The sequence below is a fragment of the Streptomyces sp. NPDC020807 genome (assembly GCF_040641575.1).
Classification (GTDB): Bacteria; Actinomycetota; Actinomycetes; order Streptomycetales; family Streptomycetaceae; genus Streptomyces.
The window spans coordinates 198417-217842 of sequence record NZ_JBFADU010000005.1 but is presented as its reverse complement, the minus strand read 5'-3'; the positions used below and the strand labels follow the sequence as shown (position 1 = coordinate 217842).

Here is a 19426-nt window from a genome sequence, read left to right as displayed (position 1 = left end):
AGGTAAAGGCTGAGTCAACGTCCAGTGCGAGGTGGTGGTTCGGTGAGACGCGAGGGCAGACCGGGCGGGGGCCGCATGGCCGGAAACGGTTCCGCCCGGACGGGCGCCGTCGGAGCGGGTCCCGCCGCCGGCGCGAGCGCCACCCGCAGGGCCGTCTTCGTCCCCGTCGACACCCGCGCGCGCGTCGACGCCGTCACCCGCCGCATCGGCGACGCCATCGAGCTCGGCCTCCTCGCCGACGGCGAGCAGCTGCCCGGCGAGACCGAACTCGCGGGACAGCTCGGCGTCTCCACGGTCACCCTGCGGGAGGCCCTCATGGCCCTGCGGCAGCAGGGACTCGTCACCACCCGCCGGGGCCGCGGCGGCGGCAGCTTCGTCACCCTCCCCGAAGGACCCGCCGGGGAACGGCTCCGCGCCCGCCTCGCCGACTGGTCCACCGAGGAGCTCCGCGACCTCGGCGACCACTGGGCCGCCGTCTCCGGCGCCGCCGCCCTGCTCGCCGCGCGCCGCACCCAGCCCGGCGACCTGCGCCCCCTCGCCCGTACCGTCGAGGAGCTCTCCGCCGCCGCCGAACCCGCCGCCCGCAGCAGGCTCTTCGGCCGCTTCCACGTCGAACTGGCCGCCGCCGCGCAGTCCGCCCGTCTCACCCGCGAGGAGATCGACCTCCAGACCGACCTGGGCGCCCTGCTCTGTCTCGTCCTCGACGATCCGGCACATCTGACCGATGTGGTGGATCGTCACCGCTCCGTAATCTCCGCCGTGCAGGATGAGGCCGACGAGCGGGCCAGAACGCTCGCCGAGACGTGCGTACGGGATTCCGTGGGGCGGCTGATCGCGCTGCGCCTCGCGGCCCCCGGCGACACACACGAGCCGCGTCCCGAGGAGGACACGCATGGCCAGCAGCACCGGGCTCGCGGGCCCCGCGAGGCCTCTCGCTGACATCGCGGCGGACCCCGGCCCCGCTTCCGGCGCGCTCGACGCGGCCGTGGCCCGCGTCCGGGACACGCTCGAAGCCGTCTTCGCCGCCGTCGCGACGACCGGCACCGAGTCCCGGGCGCTTCTCGCCCGCGCGTACGACCAGGAGAAGCGGGCGCCCGTCACCGCCGACCTGGCGGCCCTCCGCCCCGGCCTCCACGCCCGGCTCGCCGGTCAACCGCTCGTCTCCGGCATCGGGTTCGTCGCGGCCCCCGGTCTCCTCGCCGACGTACCGGCCTGGCTGGAGTGGTGGCAGCGCGGACCCGACGGGACCGTCCGGCCCCTCCTCCCCGAACTGGACCCGGAGCACTCCGCGTACTCCGACTACACCCACTGGGACTGGTACACCCTGCCCCGCGAGACCGGCCTCCGGGCCGTCGCCGGTCCCTACGTCGACTACCTCTGCTCCGACGAGTACGGACTCACCCTCTCCGCGCCGGTCGTCCTCGACGGCCGGTTCGTCGGCGTCGCCGCCGCCGACGTGTACCTGCGGCACTTCGAGGCGGCCGTCCTCCCCGTGCTCCAGCGCCTCCCCGCCCCCGCCCGGCTCGTGAACGCGCGCGGCCGGGTCGCCGCCTCGACCGACCCGGCGCACCTCGCCGGATCCCTCACCAGGGGCCCGGACTTCGCCGCCGTCCTCGCGGGCCCGCCGGCCGGCCGCCGCGAGGCGGGAGCCCGTCTGCTCCCCTGCGCCGGGGTCCCGCTCGTCCTCGTGACGGACGCCTGACCCGCAGCCCCCCGCCAGGGGGCGTCGCTCAGTCGTTCACCGCGGTGAGCAGCACCACCGAGTCGTCGACCGCCGTCAGCCCGTGCCGCTCCTTCGGGATCATGCGCAGCTGCGCCGCCGACACCTCCTCCTCCCCGTCGGCCGTCGTGAGCTTCACCCGCCCGCGCAGCACCTGGAGGCTGGCCGCCGGGGGCGCGTTGTGCTCGTCGAGCGACGTCCCCGAGACGAGGGCGATGACGGTCTGCCGGAGCACGCCGTCGTGCAGCACCAGGTGCGCGCTGCGTCCGTGCGGAGCCGTACGGGCCGCTTCCAGGTGCTCGTCGGCGAGCGCGCCGAGGTCCAGGTTCATGTCTCTCCCTGCGGGTCTCCCACCTGCGCGGTGGTCCCCGGCGGCCGGGGCGCGGACGGTCACCCTCCAGCCTCGCCCGTGGCGTCCGGGACGCAACTCGGGACCGCCGGCCGCGCCGCGACCGCCACCACGAGTCCGGCGGCGGCGACGAACGCGCCGGCGAGGAGCAGCGCGGCCGACCAGCCGTGCGCCGTGTACAGCCAGGACCCGACGAGGGAGCCCGCCGCGCCGCCGCCGAACGTGGACAGCATGAAGACCGTGTTCACCCGGGCGGCGACGTCCCGGCCGATCGCGAAGATCCGCGCCTGGTTCGCGACCTGGCTCGTGCTGACGCCGAGGAGCAGCAGGTTCGCCCCGGTCACCAGGGCCACCAGGGAGTACGGGAGCGACGCGGCCACCCCGAGCCCGAGCCCGGCGACCGCGAGCCCGGTGGCGTTCATCGCGCGCGGCCCGAACCGGTCGGCGAGCGGACCGGCCGTCGCCGAGAGGAGCGCCGCCGGGAGGGACAGCACGCCGAAGAGCCCGGCGACGCCCGGCCCGTACCCGAGCGCGGGCGAGGCCAGATGGAAGGCGAGGACCGCCCAGAACACGTTGAACGCGGCGAAGACGCATGCCCCGAGCAGCGCCGAGACCCGGAGGGCCCGGTGGGCGGCGAGGAGCCGGGGCAGCCCGGCGAGGGTACGGGCGTAGGACCGCCGTTCGTTCGCGTCCCCGGACTCGGCGAGCCGCTCGGGCAGCCGCCTCGGCAGGACCCACAGCAGGGCCGCCGTCGCCAGCGCCGCGACGACGTAGGCCGCGCGCCAGCTCCCGCCCGCGTCGGTGATGGCGCCGGAGACCGTACGGGAGAGCGTCGAGCCGAGCGTCAGGCCGAGGCCGACGAGGCTCACCACCCGGCCCCGGTGCTCGGGACCGGCGAGCACGGCCGCGACCGGGGTGAGGATCTGCGGCAGCACGGTCGTCGTGGACAGCGCGAGGGTGGCGAGGGCGAGCGTGACGACGTCGGGCGCGGCCGCCGCGACGAGCAGCGCGACGGAGGTCAGCGCCAGCAGCACCGAGGTCAGCCGTCGCAGGCGCGCGGTGTCCGCGAGCGGGACGAGCAGCAGGATGCCGAGCGCGTACCCGACCTGGGCCGCGGAGGCGACCGCGCCGGCCGTGCGCTCCGAGGTGTCGAGACCGCGCGCGACGGCGGCGAGCAGCGGCTGCGGGAAGTAGAGGTTGGCGACGGTGACGGCCCCGGCCACTGCGAAGAGGAGGACGTTGACGGGCCGGCCGGGGGCGGCGGCCGCCGCCCGGGGCGCGGCCACGAGGGCAGGACGAGGATCCACGGAGTCTCTTCCGTCAAGGGGGGGAGGGCGACGCCTCCAGAGTCCTCGTCGCGCCGGGGCCGAACAAGATGCGATCATCGAACCGGCGTTTAGTCCCGCTCAACGATGCCGGACAGGTCAGGAGGACCCGATGCTCGAACGGTACGAACTGGAGGCGTTCCTCACGCTCGCCGAGGAGCTCCACTTCGGGCGCACCGCCGAACGCCTCGGCGTCTCCACCGGCCGCGTCAGCCAGACCGTGAAGAAGCTGGAGCGCCGCGTCGGCACCCCGCTCTTCGTCCGCACCAGCCGCAGCGTCCGCCTCACCCCCGTCGGACAGCGCCTGTACGAGGACCTCCTCCCCGCCTACCGGCAGCTGCGCGAGGCCGTCACCCGAGCCACCGAGGCCGGGCGCGGCCTCCACGGCACGCTCAGGACCGGCTTCGGTCCGGCCTGGGGAGGCGATCTGCTCACGGCCGCCGCCGACACGCTCCTCGCCCGCTACCCCGGCTGCGAGGTCACCGTCCGCGAGGTCCCGCTCGACGGCGGCTTCGGCCTGCTCGCGGACGGCACGTTGGACGTCCAGTTCGTCGCGTTCCCGGTCCGCGAACCGGAGCTCACGGCCGGCCCCGTCGTCGTCACCGCCGAACGCATGATGCTGCTCCCCGCGAACCACCCGCTCGCGACCCGCCCCTCCCTGAGCCTCGACGACCTCGCCGGCCTGCCGATGATCCTCCCCGAGGGCGCCAACCCCCGGTACTGGATCGACCACCACTACCCCCGCCGGACCCCGTCCGGAGCCGCCGTCGGCCGCGGCCCGACCGCCGCGACCTGGCAGGAGGTCCTCGCCCACGTCAGCGCGGGCCGGGGCGTCGCCCCCGGCGCGGCCCTCGGCGCGAGCTACCACCCGCGCCCCGGCATCGCCTACGTCCCGGTCCACGACGCCCCACCGGTCGAGTACGGCCTCGCCTGGCGCACCGCCTCGGACTCGGCCCTCCTGCGGGCCTTCGTCGAGGCGGTCGGCCCCTGAGCGGCCCGCGGGTCCGCCGACCCGGTCCCGCGGCGGTCCGTCCCTCCGTGGGGGTCAGCGCGGACAAATAGCAATCAATGCGTTTTCCGACCCGTTCGAATTCACTTCGTGCGGACGACGGGTTCTGTCGCCGAGTTACTGGTGTATCTTCAATCCGCAATTGCCAGAACCAGGTTCCGGATGGAATTGATGAAGATACTCAAGAGCATTACCCGACGCTCCGTCACCCGAGGCGTCACCGCTGCCGTGGCGGGTCTGGCCGCCTCGATTCTCGCGGCGTCCCCGGCCTCCGCCGAGTGGGCTCCGCTCACCCGGAACCTCTGGCTCGCCAGCGCCCCCACGGAGAGCGGCTCCGCGTACATGGCGCGCGACATCTACCTGGCGGCCGGCAACTACACCTGGACCGTCTCGCTCGACAACGGCCAGTACAGATACGGCTACAGCGAAGCCGAGCGGGAGATCTACCTGGCCGCGGGCACCTACCACTGGGTCTGCTCCGTCACCTCGTCCAGCAACGGGATGTACCAGAACGCCTGCAGCCTCGACGCGGGGTACGGAGCCGCCTCCCTGCAGTCGCGTTGGTACTACATCGACGGCAGCAGGTACTACAACCTCTCCAGCTACCTCTCCAAGCACTGATTATTCGTCAGCCCGCCGATAGAAAGGCGTTGTTGATTCGGCGGCAATCGGAATTCCTTCGCGAGGAAAGGGAATTCCCGCTGTCGGCGGGGGCCGGCCGGCGGGGTGTCTCCTCAGCCCGGTTCGCCCGCCACCAGCGCGCCCGTCAGATGGTCGTACGCCACGTGCGCGTGGAGTCGTACGCCCGTGACGAGGGTGGCGTCGTCCGCGTAGAAATGCGGGTTGTGGTTGGTGGCGAGGCCCCGGCCGCCCGGGGCCGGGACCGGCTGGCCGGTGGCGCCCAGGAGGGTGTCCTGGACGCCGAGGGTCACGTACAGGCCGCCGAAGCGGCGGACGAACTCGGAGACGTCGTCGTACCCGAGCGTCGCACCGGTCTCCACGACCCGCTCCTCGCCGACGACACGGCGGAAGGACGGCAGGGCCGCCTCGACCCAGGGGCGGCTGTTGTGGACGGGCGGCACGGGCTGGAGGTACTCCACCGTCGCGCTCGCCCCGTACGCCGCCGCCGAATGCTCCACGAGCGTCGTCAGCCGCCGCCGCACCTCGGCCATGTCGGACTCCTCGGCGCAGCGGACGGTGCCCCACAGGGTCACCGTCTGCCCGATGATGTTGAACCGGCCGACGTCTTCCACGTGCCCGATGGAGACCGTGACCGCGTCGAAGGCCGAGACCTGCCGGTAGAGCTGGCCGATGCCGGTGAGGACCGCGCCGACCGCGGGCATCGGGTCGACGCCGGTCCAGGGCGTCGAGCCGTGCGTCTGCCGGCCGGTGACGACGACGCGGACGAGGCTGGACGCGGCGTACTGGTTGCCGACCCGGTACCCCACGTACCCCTTCGGCTGCGGGGTCACGTGCATCCCGAACGCCATCGTCGGCACCGGCTCCGCGAAGGCCCCGGCCTCGATCATGGCGAGCGCACCGCCCACCTCGTCCACCGGCGGGCCCTCCTCGGCCGGCTGGAAGACGAACAGGACGGTGCCGGGGAGCCGGTCGCGCACACCGGCGAGGACGGTGGCGGCGCCGAGCAGCATCGCCGTGTGGCAGTCGTGGCCGCAGGCGTGCGAGACCGGGAAGGGCCCGCCCGGGTAGTCGGTGTCCACGACCGTGGAGGCGAAGTCCTCCCCGCACAGGTCCGTGACCGGAAGCGCGTCGATGTCCGCCCGCAGCGCGACGACACGCCCCTCGCCCCCGGGCGCCGTACCGCGCAGGACCCCGACGACCCCGTGCCCCGCGATCCCGGTCCGGACCTCGTCGAGCCCGAGCGCGCGCAGCTCGTCCGCGACGAGCCGGGCGGTGTTCACCTCCCGGTTGGGCAGCTCGGGGTGCCGGTGCAGGTGGCGCCGCCAGGCCACCACCCGCTCCGCCACCTTCGCGGCGCGCTCGTCCAGTTCGCCGTGGACGGCGCCGTACGCGGACTCGTCGTGGATCGCATCCGTGCTCACGAGGACTCCCTCTCCTGCCGGCTGACGGTCGTGAGCCCGAATCTAAGCCGGTTACGCCGCTTCCGGACCGCTCCGCGCGATGATCGCCGCCGTGTCCACGCCCGCCGGCAGCGTGCCGAAGGCCAGCCCGCGGTCGCCGTCGAGGCGCGAGGCGCAGAAGGCGTCGGCGACGGCCGGGTCGCCGTGGCGGACGAGCAGGGAGCCCTGGAAGACGAGGGCGAGGCGCTCGACGAGACGGCGTGCGCCGTACGCCGCCGCCTCCGGGTCGTCGCCCAGTCCCGCGAGGTCCTTGCGGAGCCCCGCCACCGCCGCGTCGAGGCGCCGGTCGGCGCCCGCGCCCCGGTCGACCTCGGCGAAGAAGGCCTCCACCGCCTGCGGCTGACGGGCCATCGCCCGCAGCACGTCGAGCGCCGCCACGTTGCCCGAGCCTTCCCAGATGGAGGGCAGCGGCGACTCGCGGTAGAGCCTCGGCAGGCCCGAGTCCTCGACGTAGCCGTTGCCGCCCAGGCACTCCAGGGCCTCCGCCGCGTGGGCGGGGGCCCGCTTGCACACCCAGTACTTGGTGACCGCGAGGCCGAGCCGCCGCAGCTGCTCCTCCTCCGCGTCGCCCCGCCCCGCCCGGTCCACCGCCCCCGCGAGCCGCAGCGCCGCGACCGTCGCCGCCTCCGCCTCCACGGCGAGGTCGGCCAGGACGTTCCGCATCAGCGGCTGGTCCACGAGCCGCGCCCCGAACGCCTCGCGGTGCGTGGCGTGGTGCACGGCCTGGACGAGACCGAGCCGCATGCCGGACGCGGAGCTGATGGCGCAGTCGAGCCGTGTCATGTTGACCATTCGGATGATGGTGGCGACGCCGCGACCCTCCTCGCCGACGAGGTGCCCGAGGGCACCCTCGTACTCGATCTCGGAGGAGGCGTTCGACCGGTTGCCCAGCTTGTCCTTGAGCCGTTGGAGGCGGATCGCGTTGCGGCCGCCGTCCGGCAGCACGCGCGGGACCAGGAAGCAGGACAGGCCGCCGGGCGCCTGCGCGAGGGTGAGGAAGACGTCCGACATGGGCGCCGACGTGAACCACTTGTGGCCGGTCAGCGCGTAGAGACCCGGCTCGCCCGTCGGTACGGCCCTGGTCGTGTTGGCCCGGACGTCCGAACCGCCCTGCTTCTCGGTCATCGACATCCCGGCGATGATCCCGCGCTTCTCCGTCGGCACGCGGAGCCCGAAGTCGTACGAGTCCGAGGTCAGCAGCGGCTCGTACACGGCGGCGAGCTCCGGCCGCGCGCGCAGCGCGGGCACCGACGCGTAGGTCATGGAGACCGGGCACAGGTGCCCGGCGTCCGCCTGGCCCCACACGAAGACCTTCGCGGCGCGCGCCACGTGCGCGCCCGGCCGCTCGTCGCGCCACGGGGCGCCGTGCAGCCCGTTGCGGACGGCGACGTCCATCAGCGCGTGCCAGTGCGGGTGGAACTCGACCTCGTCGATCCGGTGGCCGTACCGGTCGTGGGTGTGCAGGACGGGGGAGTGGCGCTCGGCGAGCCGACCCCACTCCTGGGCCTCCGCTCCGCCCGCCAGCGCGCCCAGCGCCCGGACCTCGCCCTCGGCCCAGGCGGCGCCCTCCCGGCGCAGCGCCTCCAGGAGCGCCGGGTCGGCGGAGACGTCGTAACCGGTGAGCGGTGGTACCTGGTTGGTGACCTCATGCGTGGTCGGCATCGGGAACTCCCAGAGCTCGCAGGGTGAAGGTGACGAGTGCGGGTACGGTGTCCGGCCCGACGACCCCGTCCGCCAGCGGGCCGACGAGCGCCTCGGCGCCCGCGCCCACCAGGGCCGAGGCCGTGAGCGCAGGGTCCTGGGGCGGCAGTTCCCCGTCCCGTACGCCCTCCGCGACGTGCGCGGCGAACACGTCGCGGAACGCCCGGCGGAAGACGAGCCGCTCCGCGTCGACGGCGGGGTCGACCGGTTCGGCGAGCAGGGCGTAGGCGAGGCGCGGCGACGTGAGGGCCCGCAGCGCGAAGGTCTCGATGACGGCGACGACCCGCCCGGCCGCCGTGCGGTGAGCGGGGTCGGCGGCAGCCTCGGTGACGGCCGCGACCTCGCGGCGCACGACGGTGCGGAAGAGCTCGACGGCGAGCTCCGCCTTGCCGGGGAAGTGGCGGTACACGCTGCCGGTCGCGATCCCGGCCCGTGCGGCGACCGCCGCCATGGTGCACCCCGCGTACCCCTGCTCGGCGAGCAGCCCGCGCGCCGCGTCGACGACGGCGGCGCGCTGGGCGTCGAGCCTGGCCTGCACGGCGGGGGTGCGTCGGTAGGGCATGGAAGGAGTGAAGCAGTGATTCATTCCTTCATCAAGAGTCCCCCCTGGAGAGCCCCGAGCGGGTGCGTCGACGTCAGCCGGCCGTCGGCGCCCCGTCGGTGACCCGTCAGTGACCCGTCAGGTCCGCGAGCCTGAAGTCGTCGGGGAGAGGGGTGCCCAGCTCGTTGAGGGCCGTGACGAGCTTCTTCTCCTCGTACGTGAAGTGCGACTCGACCAGGGCGACGAGACCGTCCAGTTCGCCGCGCACCCGCCGTACCTCCGCCGGGTCCGGTTCCGTGCCGGCCTCGGTTCCCGGCAGCGCGTCGAGGAGTTCCTGCAGTCGGCGCAGGATCTCCTCCACCTGCTCGTGGTCGCGCGCGAGCTCGGCGAGCACCGGCCGCAGCGAGGGGTACGTCTCGGCGAGGACGGGGAAGACGCCCTGGTCCTCGGCGGTGTGGTGGCGGGTCAGCGCGGTGCAGAAGGCGAGGCAGTGCGCGCGGAGGTTCCGGGGGCGGTCCGCCCCGCCGGAGAGGAAGGCGTCCACGTCCTCGCGGAGACGGGAGAGCTCCTCGCGGAGCCAGAGGTGCACGTCGACGAGCTGGTTGCCGAACGCCGCCAGGCGGTCGGCCGGTTGGGGGCTTGTGGTCATCCGCTGATCCTCGCACCGGACGCCGAACGCCGCACCCCCCCCCGTGCGTGAAGGGGGGTGCGGCGTTCGGTCCGATCGGTGTGCGGCGTTCGGCGCGGGTGGAGCGGTACGGCTCCGGTGTCAGCCGGTGAAGACCTCGACCAGCGACCAGATCGCGAGGCCCGCCATGCAGACGCCGCCGACGCGCTGGACGGTCTTGAGCGGCACGCGCTTGGCGATGAAGCGACCCGCGACCAGGGCGAGCGCGGACACGGACATGAGGGCGGCGAGCGAGCCGATCGCCGTCGACCAGGCGCCGTTGGTGGCGGCGAGGTTGGCCGTCGTGATCTGCGTCAGGTCGCCCCACTCGCTGATGAACACGGTCATGAACGCCGTGGAGAAGACGGGCCAGAAGCCCGTCACCGTACGGCCGGCCGTGTCCTCGTCCTCGTCGTCGCCCCCGCCGCGCAGCAGGACGAAGGCACCGAAACCGAACAGCAGGGCCGAGACCAGCTTCACGATCCAGCCGGGGAGCATCCCGAGCAGGCCGCCCGCGCCCACGGCGATGGCGACGTGTGCCAGGAAGGCGGTGGAGGTGCCGAACCAGACGTACAGCGGACGCATGCGCGTGCCCATGGCGAGGGACGCGAACATCGTCTTGTCGGGAAGTTCCGCGAGGAAGATCAGCCCGAAGGCGGTGAGAATCGCCAAGGGGTCGAGGTGCATACCGGGGCTCTCTGGTGGGTCCGGGCCCGTGGACTCCGGGCACCGCCTCGATGGGCGACGGGAGGACCACTCGGCCCGGCATGACGGACCGTGCCCACGGGTGCGCGGACACGGATGATGCCTGGCCGAAGGTCTCGCCCGTCCGGCACGTGAACGCGCGCGGACCCGGTCACCGGGAACCCGGGGGCTCCAGTGTGTCGACGACCGGTTCGCAGGGCTACTCCCCTTCGCTGACCACCAGTGTAACGGACGGGGGCGCATGACCAGGTAGACGCCGTCTACCTGGGGGAGTAGACACTGTCTACGCACCTTGGTAGACAGTGGCCATGAAGGAGAACAAGATCGACGGCAGCGACGGCAGCGACGGCAGCGACGGCAGCGACGGCAGCGACGGCGACGGCGCCGACGGCGGGCTCCGCGCCCGCCTCGTCCGCGTCGGCGTGGACCTCGTCGACGCCGAGGGCGCCCAGGCGCTGACCCTGCGGGAGATCGCCCGCCGCGCCGGCGTCTCGCACGGCGCGCCCCGCCGCCACTTCCCGACGCACCTGGACCTCCTCTCGGCCATCGCCCGCCGGGGCTTCGCCGAACTCGCCGCCCGGGTCGACGCCGAGGACCGGCAGGACACCGCGCCGCGCGAGCGCATCGCACGGCTCGCCCACGTCTACCTCGACTTCGCCGGGGCCCGGCGCGGCATGTACGAGCTGATGTTCCGCCACGACCTGCTGGAGAGCGGCCGGCTCGGGCTGCGCGAGACCAGCCTCCCGCTCTTCGCCCGCCTCGCGGGACTCGTGGCCGAGGTCCGCCCCGGCGCCGACCCCGTGGTCGTCGCGGGAGCCCTCTGGGCCAACCTCCACGGCATCGCGCAGCTCTGGCACTGGGGCAGCCTCCGGCTCGCGACCGGCGGCGACGACCCCGGCCCGCTGCTGACCGCCGCGCTCGACGCCCACCTGGGGCACGCGTCGTGACGGCCGCCCGCCGTGCCCCCACCCTCGCGTGCAGTGTCGTCGGTGCCGGCGTCGTCGCCCTGGACGGCACCGTCCTCACCGTCGCCCAGCCCGCCCTCGGCCGGGACCTGCACGCGTCCGTCGGTCAGGTCCAGTGGACCAGCACCGCCTACCTCGTCGCCGTCGCGAGCCTCCTCGTCCTCGCGGGCCGCCTCGGCGACCGCTACGGCCACCGCCGCGTCTTCGCCCTCGGCGCGTTCGGCTTCGCCGCCGCCTCCGCCGGGATCGCGCTCGCCCCCGGCATCGGCGTCGTCGTCCTGCTGCGCGTGGCCCAGGGCGCCTTCGGGGCGCTGCTCCAGCCCGCGACCCTCGGCATGCTCCGTACCGCCTTCCCGCCCGAGCGGCTCGCGACCCCGATCGCCGTACGCACCGCGGTCATCGGCCTCGCCGCGGCGGCGGGGCCGGTCGTGGGCGGCGCGCTCGTGTCCGCGTACGGCTGGCGCTCGGTCTTCCTCCTCGGCGTCCCGCCGACCCTGGCGATCGCCGTCCTCGCCCTCACGGGCCGGGACCCGGCCCCCCACGCCACCAGGACCGGCGCCCGGCCCGGGACCTCCGCGCTCGACCCCGTCGGGGCCGCACTGCTCGCCGTCGCCCTCGGGCTCGTCGTGTACGGACTCACCGAGGCGTCCCGCGCCACGGGAACCGCCCTCGGGCTCCTCGTCGCGGTCGCCGTCGCCGCCCTCGGCACGGGCGCCGCGCTCGTCCGGCACGAGCGCCGCGCCCCGTACCCGCTGCTCCCGCCCGAGCTCCTGGGGAGCCGGCCCGTCCTCGCGGGCCTCGCCGTGCTGCTCGCCGCCTCCGCGGCCCTCTTCGGCACGCTCTTCGTGGTGACGTACTTCCTCCAGGACGTCCAGCGCCTCGACCCGCTCGACTGCGCCCTGCGCGTCCTGCCGCTCGCCGTCCTCATGGTCCTCGGCGCGCCCGTGTGCCCGCCGCTCCAGCGCAGGTTCGGCCCGCGTCGCACAGCGACCGCGGGGGCGGTCCTCCTCACGCTCGGCGTCGCCCTCCTCGCCACGCTCGACGCCACGGCCTCCGCCGTCACCGTCGGCCTCGCCTCCGCCCTCCTCGGCGCGGGTTTCGTGACGCTCATGGTGACCGCGACCTCCGTCGTCGTGCACCGTGCCCCCGAGGCCCACGCCGGAGTCGCGGGCGGCCTCCAGCAGACCGTCATGAACACCGGACCCGCGCTGGGCGTCGCCACCGCCACCCTGCTGCTCGCCCTCGTGCCCGGCGGCGGCCTCGTCCCGGACCGGGGCGCCGCGCTGCCGGTCCTCGCGCTGGTCGCCGCCCTCGCCGTGCCGGCGGCGCTCGCCCTCCCGGGCGCGGCGCACCGCACCGGGACACGCCCGGCGGCCGCGCCAGCCGAGGCCGGACGACAGCCCTGCGTACGATCATGAAATGCCCCATTCCGGCCATCGGCGCTCTCGCGTCCGAGCGGAGCGCACGCAGCTGAACATCGGGCGCGCCCTGCCCTTCGTGGTCATCGCCGTCGCGACCGTCGCCGATGTGGTCACGCCCGACGCGGAGCGGTTCGACCGGTTCCTCGTGGCCGCGCCCGCCCTCGCGGCCGTCACCTGGAGCGTGCGCGGGACGATCGCCATCGGGTCCCTCGCCGTGGCCGTGCGGGCGCTGCTCAGCCTGCCCCGCTCCGAGCCGCTCGTCCCCGTGCTGCTCTCCAGTGAGGTGGTCATCGTCCTCGTCACCGTGGCGGCGGCCTGGGTCAGCCGGGTCCGCGCCCGCTACGAGCAGGACCTCCGCGAGGTCACCGCCGTCGCCGAGGTCGTCCAGCGGGTCGTCCTGCGCCCCCTGCCCCCGCGCCTCGGGCGCTTCGGCCTCCACCTGCTGTACGTCGCCGCCGCGGCCAAGGCCCGGATCGGCGGCGACTTCTACGAGGCCGTCAAGGTCCCCGGAGCCGTGCGGATCATGCTCGGCGACGTCCAGGGCAAGGGCCTCGGGGCGGTGGAGACGGCGTCCGTCCTGCTCGGCCACTTCCGCGCTCGGGCCGCCGGGAGCCCCGACCTGCCCGCCCTCGCCGACAGCCTGGACGAGGGGCTCGTCGGGTACGGCGGCTGGGACCCCGAGTCCGACGCGGCGGAGCGGTTCGCCACGGTCGTCCTCGTCGAGTTCCCCGACGACCGCGACGTCGCCCTGCTGCTCAGCTGCGGGCACCCCGCCCCGCTGGTGCAGCACGGCACCGAGGTGGCGGCGGTCGACTTCGCCGACCCCTCGCTCCCCGTCAACCTCGCGGGCCTGGCGGAGAGTCGCCACCACGTGGAGGAGATCCCCTTCGGTCCGGGGGACCGCCTGCTGCTCTTCACGGACGGCGTCAGCGAGACCCGTGACCGGGCGGGCACCTTCTACCCGCTGGAGACGCGGATGCGCGGCTGGGTCCGCGAACCGGCCGCCGACCTGCCCGGAATCCTCCACCGGGACCTCGCCGCCTACGGCGCCGACGGGCTCGACGACGACGTCGCCGCCCTGCTCGTGGTCAGGACGGACACGTCCGCGGACAGGGACACGGACTCGGACACCGGCTCGGACACGGCCCCGGGCACGGCCCCGGCCACGGACCCTGGCGCGCCCGCCGGCGCGGACACGGGAACTCCCGCGGGATCCCCCGCGAACGGGCCCGAAAGCCGGTACTGACGGGCTTCCCCGCGTCCAAACCCCGTCCGAGGGGGCGGGTTGTGTCGTTCACCCATGACCTGGTGATCCGTGCGCCGTCCGCACGCTCTGGCCGCTCCGCGCCCCCGTGCGTGAGGCTGACGACCGTCCGCGTGACGGACAGTCAGCAGCCCAGTCGAGAGAAACGGGTGCACGTGCCCCAGGACACTCCCTTCACCCCCGGCCCGTCCGACGACTTCCCGGGCTTCCCGGACGTCAGCGCGGGGCTCACCGCCGCCGACACGGCCCGGATCGCGGCGCAAGGCCTCTGGGCCGCCGACGGATCGGTGAACCCCGAAGCCGCCAGGCTCGGTCAGACCCTCGCCACCGCGCTCCTCGACGAGAGCGCGCAGGACCTGCTCCCGGCCGAACTCGCCGCGCACGTCGAGGAGGTGCGCGGGGTCGCCTGGCCCGCCTACCACCGCATCGAGACCACCGACGGCACCCGGCTCTCCGCCTTCAGCCTCCGCCGGCTCGCGCCGGGACCGCACCCGCTCGTCGTGTTCCCGGCCGGCTGGACGCCCTTCGGCTGGCCGCTGTTCCTCTGGGCGTACGGCGCCCTGGCCCGCCGCGGCTACCACGTGCTCGCCTACACCCCCCGCGGGCTCGGCTACCGTGGCCTCCCGTCCACCTCCGAGGGCTTCGTCGACGTCGCGGGACCGAACGACGTCTCCGACGGCTCCGACGTCGTCGACTTCGCCGTCGACCGCTTCGGACCGAGCGCCATCGGCTTCATGGGCGAGTCCTACGGCTCCGGCATCAGCCAGCTCGTCGCCGCCCACGACCAGCGCGTGTCCGCCGTCGTCGCCCTCAGCACCTGGGGCAACCTCGCCACCAGCCTGTACGACCACCGGACCCGGCACACCGCCGCCGTGAAGGCCCTCCTCGGCTTCACCGGCGGATCCGTGGAGGAGCGGTTCGACGCCGCCAACCAGGAGATCCTGCGGAAGTTCGACGCGAACGAGGACATGGAGGCCGTCGTCGACTGGGGCCGCCGCCGCGCCCCGGAGACGTACGCCCACCTCACCAACCGGTACGGCACGCCCACCTTCTTCTCCAACACCTGGCACGAGAGCCTCTTCCCGGTCAACCAGGTGCTGACCACCTTCGAGGCCCTGACGGTCCCCAAGCGCCTCAACCTCTGGATCGGCGACCACGCCGTCCCCGAGGGGCCCGGCCTCATCGGCACGCAGCCGGGGCGGGTCAACCTGCCCCTCGCGGAGGCGTACGCCTGGCTCGACCACCACCTCAAGGGCGAGTCGAACGGGGTCGAGGAGTGGGACCGGGTCTGCAGTCAGGTGATGTTCACGTACCGGACGGAGCCCGTCCTCGACCCCGTGACCGGCGAGCCGACCGGGGAGAACGAGGTCGTCGAACCCGCCCTCCGGGAGCACCGCGCCGACTGGGCTGACGTGACGACAGGGGCCGAGACCTTCGCCCTCACCGGTGACGGGGCGGGCGGCGGCGACGGCGCGCTCGTCACCGGCGGCGGCGAGACCACCGCTCCGCCCGAGGGCGCCGGCTGGCGGCGCTCGTTCGTCGCGGGCGTGGACACCGAGGCGACGGCCATGGACATGCCGGTCATGACGACGGGTCAGGCGGAGTGGGCGGGCAGTCCCAAGGTATACGAGACCCGCAAGATCGACCGCCGTCACGCCCTGGTCTGGACGAGCGAACCGTTCCCCGGAGACGGCGGACCGGGTGAGCCCGGCCGCAGGGTGCGGGGCATCCCGCGCCTGCGCCTCACCTTCCGCTCCACCGCCCCCTCGGCTACCCTCGTCGCCCACCTCCTCGACGTCGCCGAGGACGACACCGCCCGCATCATCAGCCACGAGCCGTGCACCGCGTACGACCTGACGCCGGACGAGGACACCACCGTCACGTGGAACCTCCAGGCCGCCGCGTACGACATCCCCGCCGGTCACCGCCTGATGCTGGTCGTCGACAGCATGGACCCCCTGTACGGGGACGAGGCCACGATCACCTGGACGCAGACCACCATCGGCTCCCCGGACGGCCTGCCGTCCTTCCTGGAGCTGCCCCTCGGCTGAGCCCGGCCGCCGCGGACGGGGTGGGGCGCGTACCGGCCGGGTGCGCGCCCCACCCCTCGGCTCGTCACGCCACCGGCGCGAGGTCCAGGTGCTCCCGGAGCGTCGTTCCCGTGTACGCGGTCCGGTACAGCCCCCGTTCCTGGAGTTCGGGCACGAGCAGGTCCACGATGTCGTCGAGCCCGTCGGGGATCAGGTAGGGCGTGATGTTGAAGCCGTCGATGGCACCGTGCCGGGCGAACCGGCCGAACTTCTCGGCGAGCCCCGCCGGGGTGCCGACGTGCCCGTGCTGCGGCCCCAGCTCGATGACGGTCTCGCGCAGCGACCAGCCGTTCGCCTCCGCCCGTGCCCGCCACTCGGCGATCGTCGCCCGGGGGTCCTTCACCGTGCGCGTGCCGAACGTCCCGTCGTACGCGGCGACCACCGGATCGTCGGCCGGCAGCGGCCCGTCGGCGTCCCGGTCGGAGAGGTCGATGTTCCACAGGCGGCCCGCGATGCCGAGTGCGACGGCGGGCGTGACCTGTTCGAGCCGGACCCAGCGCGCCTTCTCCTCCGCCTCCTTCTCGGTGGCCCCGATGATGATCTCCGTGCCGGGCAGGATCCGGACGGCGTCGTCCGCCCGCCCGGCCGTCCGCAGCCGCCGGCGGATGTCCTCGGCGAACGACAGGGCGTCGTCGAAGTCCGTGCCGTGCGCGGAGAAGAGCACGTCGGCGTTGCGCGCCCCGAAGTCCCGGCCCTCGCCGGAGTCACCGGCCTGGAAGATCACCGGGTGGCCCTGCGCGCTGCGCGGCAGCGTCGGGACGAGGTCGACGTCGAACTGCGCACCCTGCCTCCGTACGCGTCCCAGCGCGCCCGGCACCGACCACGTGCGGGCGTCGACGGACGGGGCGACGGCGCCCTCCGCCCAGCCGTCCCAGACGGCCCGCGCCACGGAGAGGAACTCCTCGGCGCGCCGGTAGCGGTCGGCGTGGTCCAGGAAGCCGCCGCGCCGGAAGTTCTCCCCGGTCCAGGCGTTGTGCGTGGTCACCACGTTCCATCCGGCCCGGCCGCCGGTGAGCAGGTCGAGGCCCGCGAAGCGGCGGGCCAGGTCGGTCGGCTCGTTGAACGTGGTGTTGGAGGTGGAGACGAGACCGATCCGCTCGGTCCCGGCGGCGAGCGCCGCCAGCTGGGTGATCGAGTCGGGGCGGCCGGCGATGTCGAGCTCGTGGATGCCGCCCTCCGACTCGCGCAGCCGCAGCCCGTCGCCGAGGAAGAAGGCGTCGAACAGGCCGCGTTCGGCGGTGCGCGCCACGTGGAGGAAGGAGGCCGGGTTGATCTGCGAACCGCTCGACGGGTCCGACCAGACGGTCCAGTGGTTGACGCCCTGGAAGAAGACCCCGAAGTGGAGGCGCGCGTCGGGGCGGGGGACGTCGGTGGGATCGGTGCGGGTCATCGGGACTCCTCCCCGGCGAGAGCGGTGGTGGTGGCGGTGGCGGTGGCGAAACGGTTCCGGGGGCGGGGGAGACCGAGCGACGCGCGCAGGGTCGTACCCGGCAGCGGGCGGGTCGCGAGCCGCCGGACGAACAGCTCGGGCAGGACGTGCCGGGACAGCACCGAGAGGTCCTCGTCGACGACGAGCGGGAGGAGCCGTACGCCGTCGACGTGGGCGGCGAGTTCGGCGAGCAGCGTCACCAGGCCCTCGGCCGAGCCCGTGTACCGGAGGCGGTCCGGCCGCCGCTCCCAGGGCGCGTACCGCTCCAGGTCGGCGATCCGCGCCTCGGCGCTCTCCCGCGGGGTGTCGAGGGCGATCTCGATCTCGGCGAAGGCCAGCGGCACGCCGGAGTCGGCCGCCGCCCCGACCGTCGCGGCGGTCGTGGGCCCGCCGACGAGGGCCACGTCGACGTGGCCGGGCGGCACGAGGCCGGGGTGGGCGAGGACCACGGGGCGGCCCTGCGGAGGGCGGGGGACGATCGACGGGCCCCGGACGGAGTAGGTCTCGCCGGTGAAGTCGATGGCGTGCAGCCGCGCGCGGTCCAGGTAGCGGCTGGTGGGCACCGACCGGATCACCGCGTCGTCCTCCCACGAGTCCCACAGGTCCCGTACGACCCGCAGGCCGTCGCGGGCCTCGCGGGCGAGCGCCTCGGCGCCCTCGACCGGGGGACGCCCCCAGGCCCGCGCGGCGGCCGGGTCGTCCTCGACGCCCACGACCCAGCCGGCGCGGCCCGCCGAGACGTGGTCGAGGGAGGCCAGCTGCGTGGAGACGTGGAACGGCTCGGCGTACGTGGTGGACACGACGGGCGCGACGCCGAGGACGCTCGTCGACGCGGCCGCGAAGGCGGCCCGCTCGACGGCGCCGACGCGGCCCGCGGGACCGGCGTCGGACGCGGGGGGCAGGATCGAGTCCTCGAACGTGACGAGCGTGAACCCGGCGTTCTCGGCGGCGGCCGCGGTGCGGGCGACCCGACGCGGGGTCAGCAGCTCACCGGGGGCGTGCGCGGCACGCCGCCAGGCGGCCGGATGCGCGCCGTCGCCGTCGAGCTCGACGGCCAGGCGCAGGGCGGGGCGGGGCATGGGAGGTCCTTCCGGAAGACACCGACGCGCGACGGCCCCGGGGCGCGGAGACGCGCCGCGGCGAGGCCGTGCGGAAAGAGGTCACGGAACAGCGCGGACCCGGCCCGCCGGGGGCGGGGTCAGGCGCTGACGGAAGGACAGATGGCCGAGGACGTACGGCAGAAGTCGACGTGGCGCCGGCAGACGAGCGGCCCGACGACCCGGACGGAGCGGAGCGCCGCCGTCGCGTGCGATACGTCCACGTGCGCCTCCCCCCGAATGTCGTTCCCTCAGCTTAGGCAGGCGGGCTTCCGCACTGTCAAGGCCTTCCCAGCCGGTGGGAGGGCCCGCGGCGGCGGACGGGCGGGGGAACGCGGCGCGCCCGGCAACGGAACGAGGTGCCGGGCGCGGGCAGGAGCGCGGGTGCGGGTGTGCGCAGGGGCGCGGGCGGCGGCACCGGGGGCGTACGGGCGTCAGGCGCGGTACGGCGTGTTCGTGGCGGCCCAGTCCGCGAGGACGCGCGCCGACACGGCCACCGACTCGCGCCAGGTGCGGTCCGCGCCCTCGCCCGCCTCGTCGCTGACGTGCTTCACGATCCGCAGCGGGACGCCGGCGAGCTCGGCGGCGGTGGCCAGCGCGTACCCCTCCATGTCGACGAGGGAGGCCCGCTCCGCGAGCCGGGCGCGGGTGGTCTCGTCGTTGATGAACGAGTCGCCGGTGGCCAGGACCACGTCGCCGCCGTCGGCCAGGGTCATGGGCTCGCCGTACGCGCCGCCGACGAGGGCGGCCAGGAACTCGCCGTCGAAGTCGTGCTGGATCACCGTGCCGACGACGTACGTGCCGCTCAGGCCCGGACGCAGGGCGCCCGCCGTGCCCAGGTTCACGATCTCGGACGGCCGGGGGCCCTGGGAGAGGACGGTCGCGAGGGCGGTCGCGGCGCTCACCTTGCCCATGCCGGTGAGCAGCACCGGAAGATCCGTGTCCAGGAACTGCGCCTCCTCCTTGAGGGCGAGGACGAGCAGCGGACGGTCGGCGGTGATCTTTCCGATGAGTTCCATGGAGGACACGCTAGTTCGAGAC

General features: G+C 74.6%; 19 protein-coding genes. 8 read left to right on the top strand and 11 right to left on the bottom strand.

Annotation, left to right across the window (positions count from 1 at the left end; all coding sequences use genetic code 11):
- Positions 1-75 precede the first annotated feature (75 nt).
- A complete protein-coding gene (locus tag AB0G79_RS11130) occupies positions 76-939 on the top strand; it encodes a GntR family transcriptional regulator (RefSeq protein WP_360803701.1) in 864 nt (287 codons plus the stop codon).
- Entirely contained in the window at positions 893-1702 is an 810-nt protein-coding gene (locus tag AB0G79_RS11125; protein WP_360803698.1) for a cache domain-containing protein, read from the top strand. Before AB0G79_RS11130 ends, AB0G79_RS11125 begins: the two co-directional genes overlap by 47 nt.
- A 28-nt stretch (positions 1703-1730) precedes the next feature.
- Here the strand turns inward: AB0G79_RS11125 and AB0G79_RS11120 are convergent, their stop codons facing one another.
- Both AB0G79_RS11120 and AB0G79_RS11115 read right to left on the bottom strand, forming a co-directional pair.
- Complete coding sequence (locus tag AB0G79_RS11120) at positions 1731-2051, bottom strand: cupin (protein WP_360803695.1); 321 nt, start codon at positions 2049-2051, stop codon at positions 1731-1733.
- A 59-nt stretch (positions 2052-2110) separates the two neighbouring features.
- Positions 2111-3376 carry an MFS transporter gene (locus AB0G79_RS11115; protein WP_360803692.1) on the bottom strand — a complete coding sequence of 422 codons (1266 nt, stop codon included), beginning with the start codon at positions 3374-3376 and terminating at the stop codon, positions 2111-2113.
- A 130-nt stretch (positions 3377-3506) separates the two neighbouring features.
- Here AB0G79_RS11115 and AB0G79_RS11110 point away from each other — a divergent pair, with 130 nt between their 5' ends.
- Positions 3507-4385 (top strand): LysR family transcriptional regulator, encoded by an 879-nt coding sequence (locus tag AB0G79_RS11110; RefSeq protein ID WP_360803689.1) that lies wholly within the window; start codon positions 3507-3509, stop codon positions 4383-4385.
- Between the two features lie 189 nt (positions 4386-4574).
- The gene (locus AB0G79_RS11105) at positions 4575-5024 is read left to right on the top strand and encodes a hypothetical protein (RefSeq protein ID WP_360803686.1); all 450 of its coding nucleotides are present in this window, start codon (positions 4575-4577) and stop codon (positions 5022-5024) included.
- 113 nt (positions 5025-5137) lie between these two features.
- On the opposite strand, the gene AB0G79_RS11100 is transcribed toward AB0G79_RS11105, so the two are convergent.
- The 5 genes from AB0G79_RS11100 to AB0G79_RS11080 all read right to left on the bottom strand — a co-directional run bounded on the left by AB0G79_RS11100 (position 5138) and on the right by AB0G79_RS11080 (position 10101).
- Positions 5138-6466, bottom strand: a complete 1329-nt coding sequence (locus tag AB0G79_RS11100; protein ID WP_360803683.1) for an amidohydrolase — start codon at positions 6464-6466, stop codon at positions 5138-5140.
- 51 nt (positions 6467-6517) lie between these two features.
- Positions 6518-8167, bottom strand: coding sequence for an acyl-CoA dehydrogenase family protein (locus AB0G79_RS11095; protein ID WP_360803680.1), 1650 nt, complete (start codon positions 8165-8167; stop codon positions 6518-6520).
- Complete coding sequence (locus tag AB0G79_RS11090; RefSeq protein ID WP_360803677.1) at positions 8151-8768, bottom strand: TetR/AcrR family transcriptional regulator; 618 nt, start codon at positions 8766-8768, stop codon at positions 8151-8153. The genes AB0G79_RS11095 and AB0G79_RS11090 overlap by 17 nt, the downstream gene beginning before the upstream one ends.
- Before the next feature lie 106 nt (positions 8769-8874).
- Positions 8875-9396: a hemerythrin domain-containing protein gene (locus tag AB0G79_RS11085; protein WP_360803674.1), complete on the bottom strand. Its 522-nt coding sequence runs from the start codon at positions 9394-9396 to the stop codon at positions 8875-8877.
- Positions 9397-9516: 120 nt separating this feature from the next.
- Complete coding sequence (locus tag AB0G79_RS11080) at positions 9517-10101, bottom strand: TMEM165/GDT1 family protein (RefSeq protein ID WP_360803672.1); 585 nt, start codon at positions 10099-10101, stop codon at positions 9517-9519.
- Between the two features lie 326 nt (positions 10102-10427).
- Between AB0G79_RS11080 and AB0G79_RS11075 the strand changes: the two genes are divergently transcribed.
- The 4 genes from AB0G79_RS11075 (at position 10428) to AB0G79_RS11060 (ending at position 15820) form a co-directional block, all read left to right on the top strand.
- Positions 10428-11066, top strand: a complete 639-nt coding sequence (locus AB0G79_RS11075; protein WP_360803670.1) for a TetR/AcrR family transcriptional regulator — start codon at positions 10428-10430, stop codon at positions 11064-11066.
- Positions 11063-12502, top strand: coding sequence for an MFS transporter (locus AB0G79_RS11070; RefSeq protein ID WP_360803667.1), 1440 nt, complete (start codon positions 11063-11065; stop codon positions 12500-12502). The genes AB0G79_RS11075 and AB0G79_RS11070 overlap by 4 nt, the downstream gene beginning before the upstream one ends.
- A gap of 1 nt (position 12503) precedes the next feature.
- Positions 12504-13751, top strand: a complete 1248-nt coding sequence (locus tag AB0G79_RS11065; protein WP_360803664.1) for a PP2C family protein-serine/threonine phosphatase — start codon at positions 12504-12506, stop codon at positions 13749-13751.
- 173 nt (positions 13752-13924) lie between these two features.
- Entirely contained in the window at positions 13925-15820 is a 1896-nt protein-coding gene (locus AB0G79_RS11060; RefSeq protein ID WP_360803661.1) for an alpha/beta fold hydrolase, read from the top strand.
- Between the two features lie 64 nt (positions 15821-15884).
- On the opposite strand, the gene AB0G79_RS11055 is transcribed toward AB0G79_RS11060, so the two are convergent.
- The 4 genes from AB0G79_RS11055 to AB0G79_RS11040 all read right to left on the bottom strand — a co-directional run bounded on the left by AB0G79_RS11055 (position 15885) and on the right by AB0G79_RS11040 (position 19404).
- Positions 15885-17249 (bottom strand): NtaA/DmoA family FMN-dependent monooxygenase, encoded by a 1365-nt coding sequence (locus AB0G79_RS11055; RefSeq protein ID WP_360803658.1) that lies wholly within the window; start codon positions 17247-17249, stop codon positions 15885-15887.
- Positions 17246-18367, bottom strand: a complete 1122-nt coding sequence (locus AB0G79_RS11050) for an LLM class flavin-dependent oxidoreductase (protein ID WP_360803655.1) — start codon at positions 18365-18367, stop codon at positions 17246-17248. Before AB0G79_RS11050 ends, AB0G79_RS11055 begins: the two co-directional genes overlap by 4 nt.
- A gap of 119 nt (positions 18368-18486) precedes the next feature.
- Entirely contained in the window at positions 18487-18609 is a 123-nt protein-coding gene (locus AB0G79_RS11045; RefSeq protein WP_360803652.1) for a hypothetical protein, read from the bottom strand.
- A 210-nt stretch (positions 18610-18819) separates the two neighbouring features.
- Positions 18820-19404, bottom strand: coding sequence for a nucleosidase (locus AB0G79_RS11040; RefSeq protein ID WP_360803649.1), 585 nt, complete (start codon positions 19402-19404; stop codon positions 18820-18822).
- Between the last annotated feature and the right edge of the window lie 22 nt (positions 19405-19426).

What these genes read in the sequence shown, in the direction of transcription:
- AB0G79_RS11080 (WP_360803672.1), bottom strand. Translation starts at nt 10,101, where the DNA reads ATGCACCTCGACCCCTTGGCGATTCTCACCGCCTTCGGGCTGATCTTC.
- AB0G79_RS11110 (WP_360803689.1), top strand. Translation starts at nt 3,507, where the DNA reads ATGCTCGAACGGTACGAACTGGAGGCGTTCCTCACGCTCGCCGAGGAG.
- AB0G79_RS11075 (WP_360803670.1), top strand. Translation starts at nt 10,428, where the DNA reads ATGAAGGAGAACAAGATCGACGGCAGCGACGGCAGCGACGGCAGCGAC.
- AB0G79_RS11055 (WP_360803658.1), bottom strand. Translation starts at nt 17,249, where the DNA reads ATGACCCGCACCGATCCCACCGACGTCCCCCGCCCCGACGCGCGCCTC.
- AB0G79_RS11125 (WP_360803698.1), top strand. Translation starts at nt 893, where the DNA reads ATGGCCAGCAGCACCGGGCTCGCGGGCCCCGCGAGGCCTCTCGCTGAC.
- AB0G79_RS11085 (WP_360803674.1), bottom strand. Translation starts at nt 9,396, where the DNA reads ATGACCACAAGCCCCCAACCGGCCGACCGCCTGGCGGCGTTCGGCAAC.
- AB0G79_RS11040 (WP_360803649.1), bottom strand. Translation starts at nt 19,404, where the DNA reads ATGGAACTCATCGGAAAGATCACCGCCGACCGTCCGCTGCTCGTCCTC.
- AB0G79_RS11105 (WP_360803686.1), top strand. Translation starts at nt 4,575, where the DNA reads ATGAAGATACTCAAGAGCATTACCCGACGCTCCGTCACCCGAGGCGTC.
- AB0G79_RS11090 (WP_360803677.1), bottom strand. Translation starts at nt 8,768, where the DNA reads ATGCCCTACCGACGCACCCCCGCCGTGCAGGCCAGGCTCGACGCCCAG.
- AB0G79_RS11050 (WP_360803655.1), bottom strand. Translation starts at nt 18,367, where the DNA reads ATGCCCCGCCCCGCCCTGCGCCTGGCCGTCGAGCTCGACGGCGACGGC.
- AB0G79_RS11065 (WP_360803664.1), top strand. Translation starts at nt 12,504, where the DNA reads ATGCCCCATTCCGGCCATCGGCGCTCTCGCGTCCGAGCGGAGCGCACG.
- AB0G79_RS11120 (WP_360803695.1), bottom strand. Translation starts at nt 2,051, where the DNA reads ATGAACCTGGACCTCGGCGCGCTCGCCGACGAGCACCTGGAAGCGGCC.
- AB0G79_RS11130 (WP_360803701.1), top strand. Translation starts at nt 76, where the DNA reads ATGGCCGGAAACGGTTCCGCCCGGACGGGCGCCGTCGGAGCGGGTCCC.
- AB0G79_RS11095 (WP_360803680.1), bottom strand. Translation starts at nt 8,167, where the DNA reads ATGCCGACCACGCATGAGGTCACCAACCAGGTACCACCGCTCACCGGT.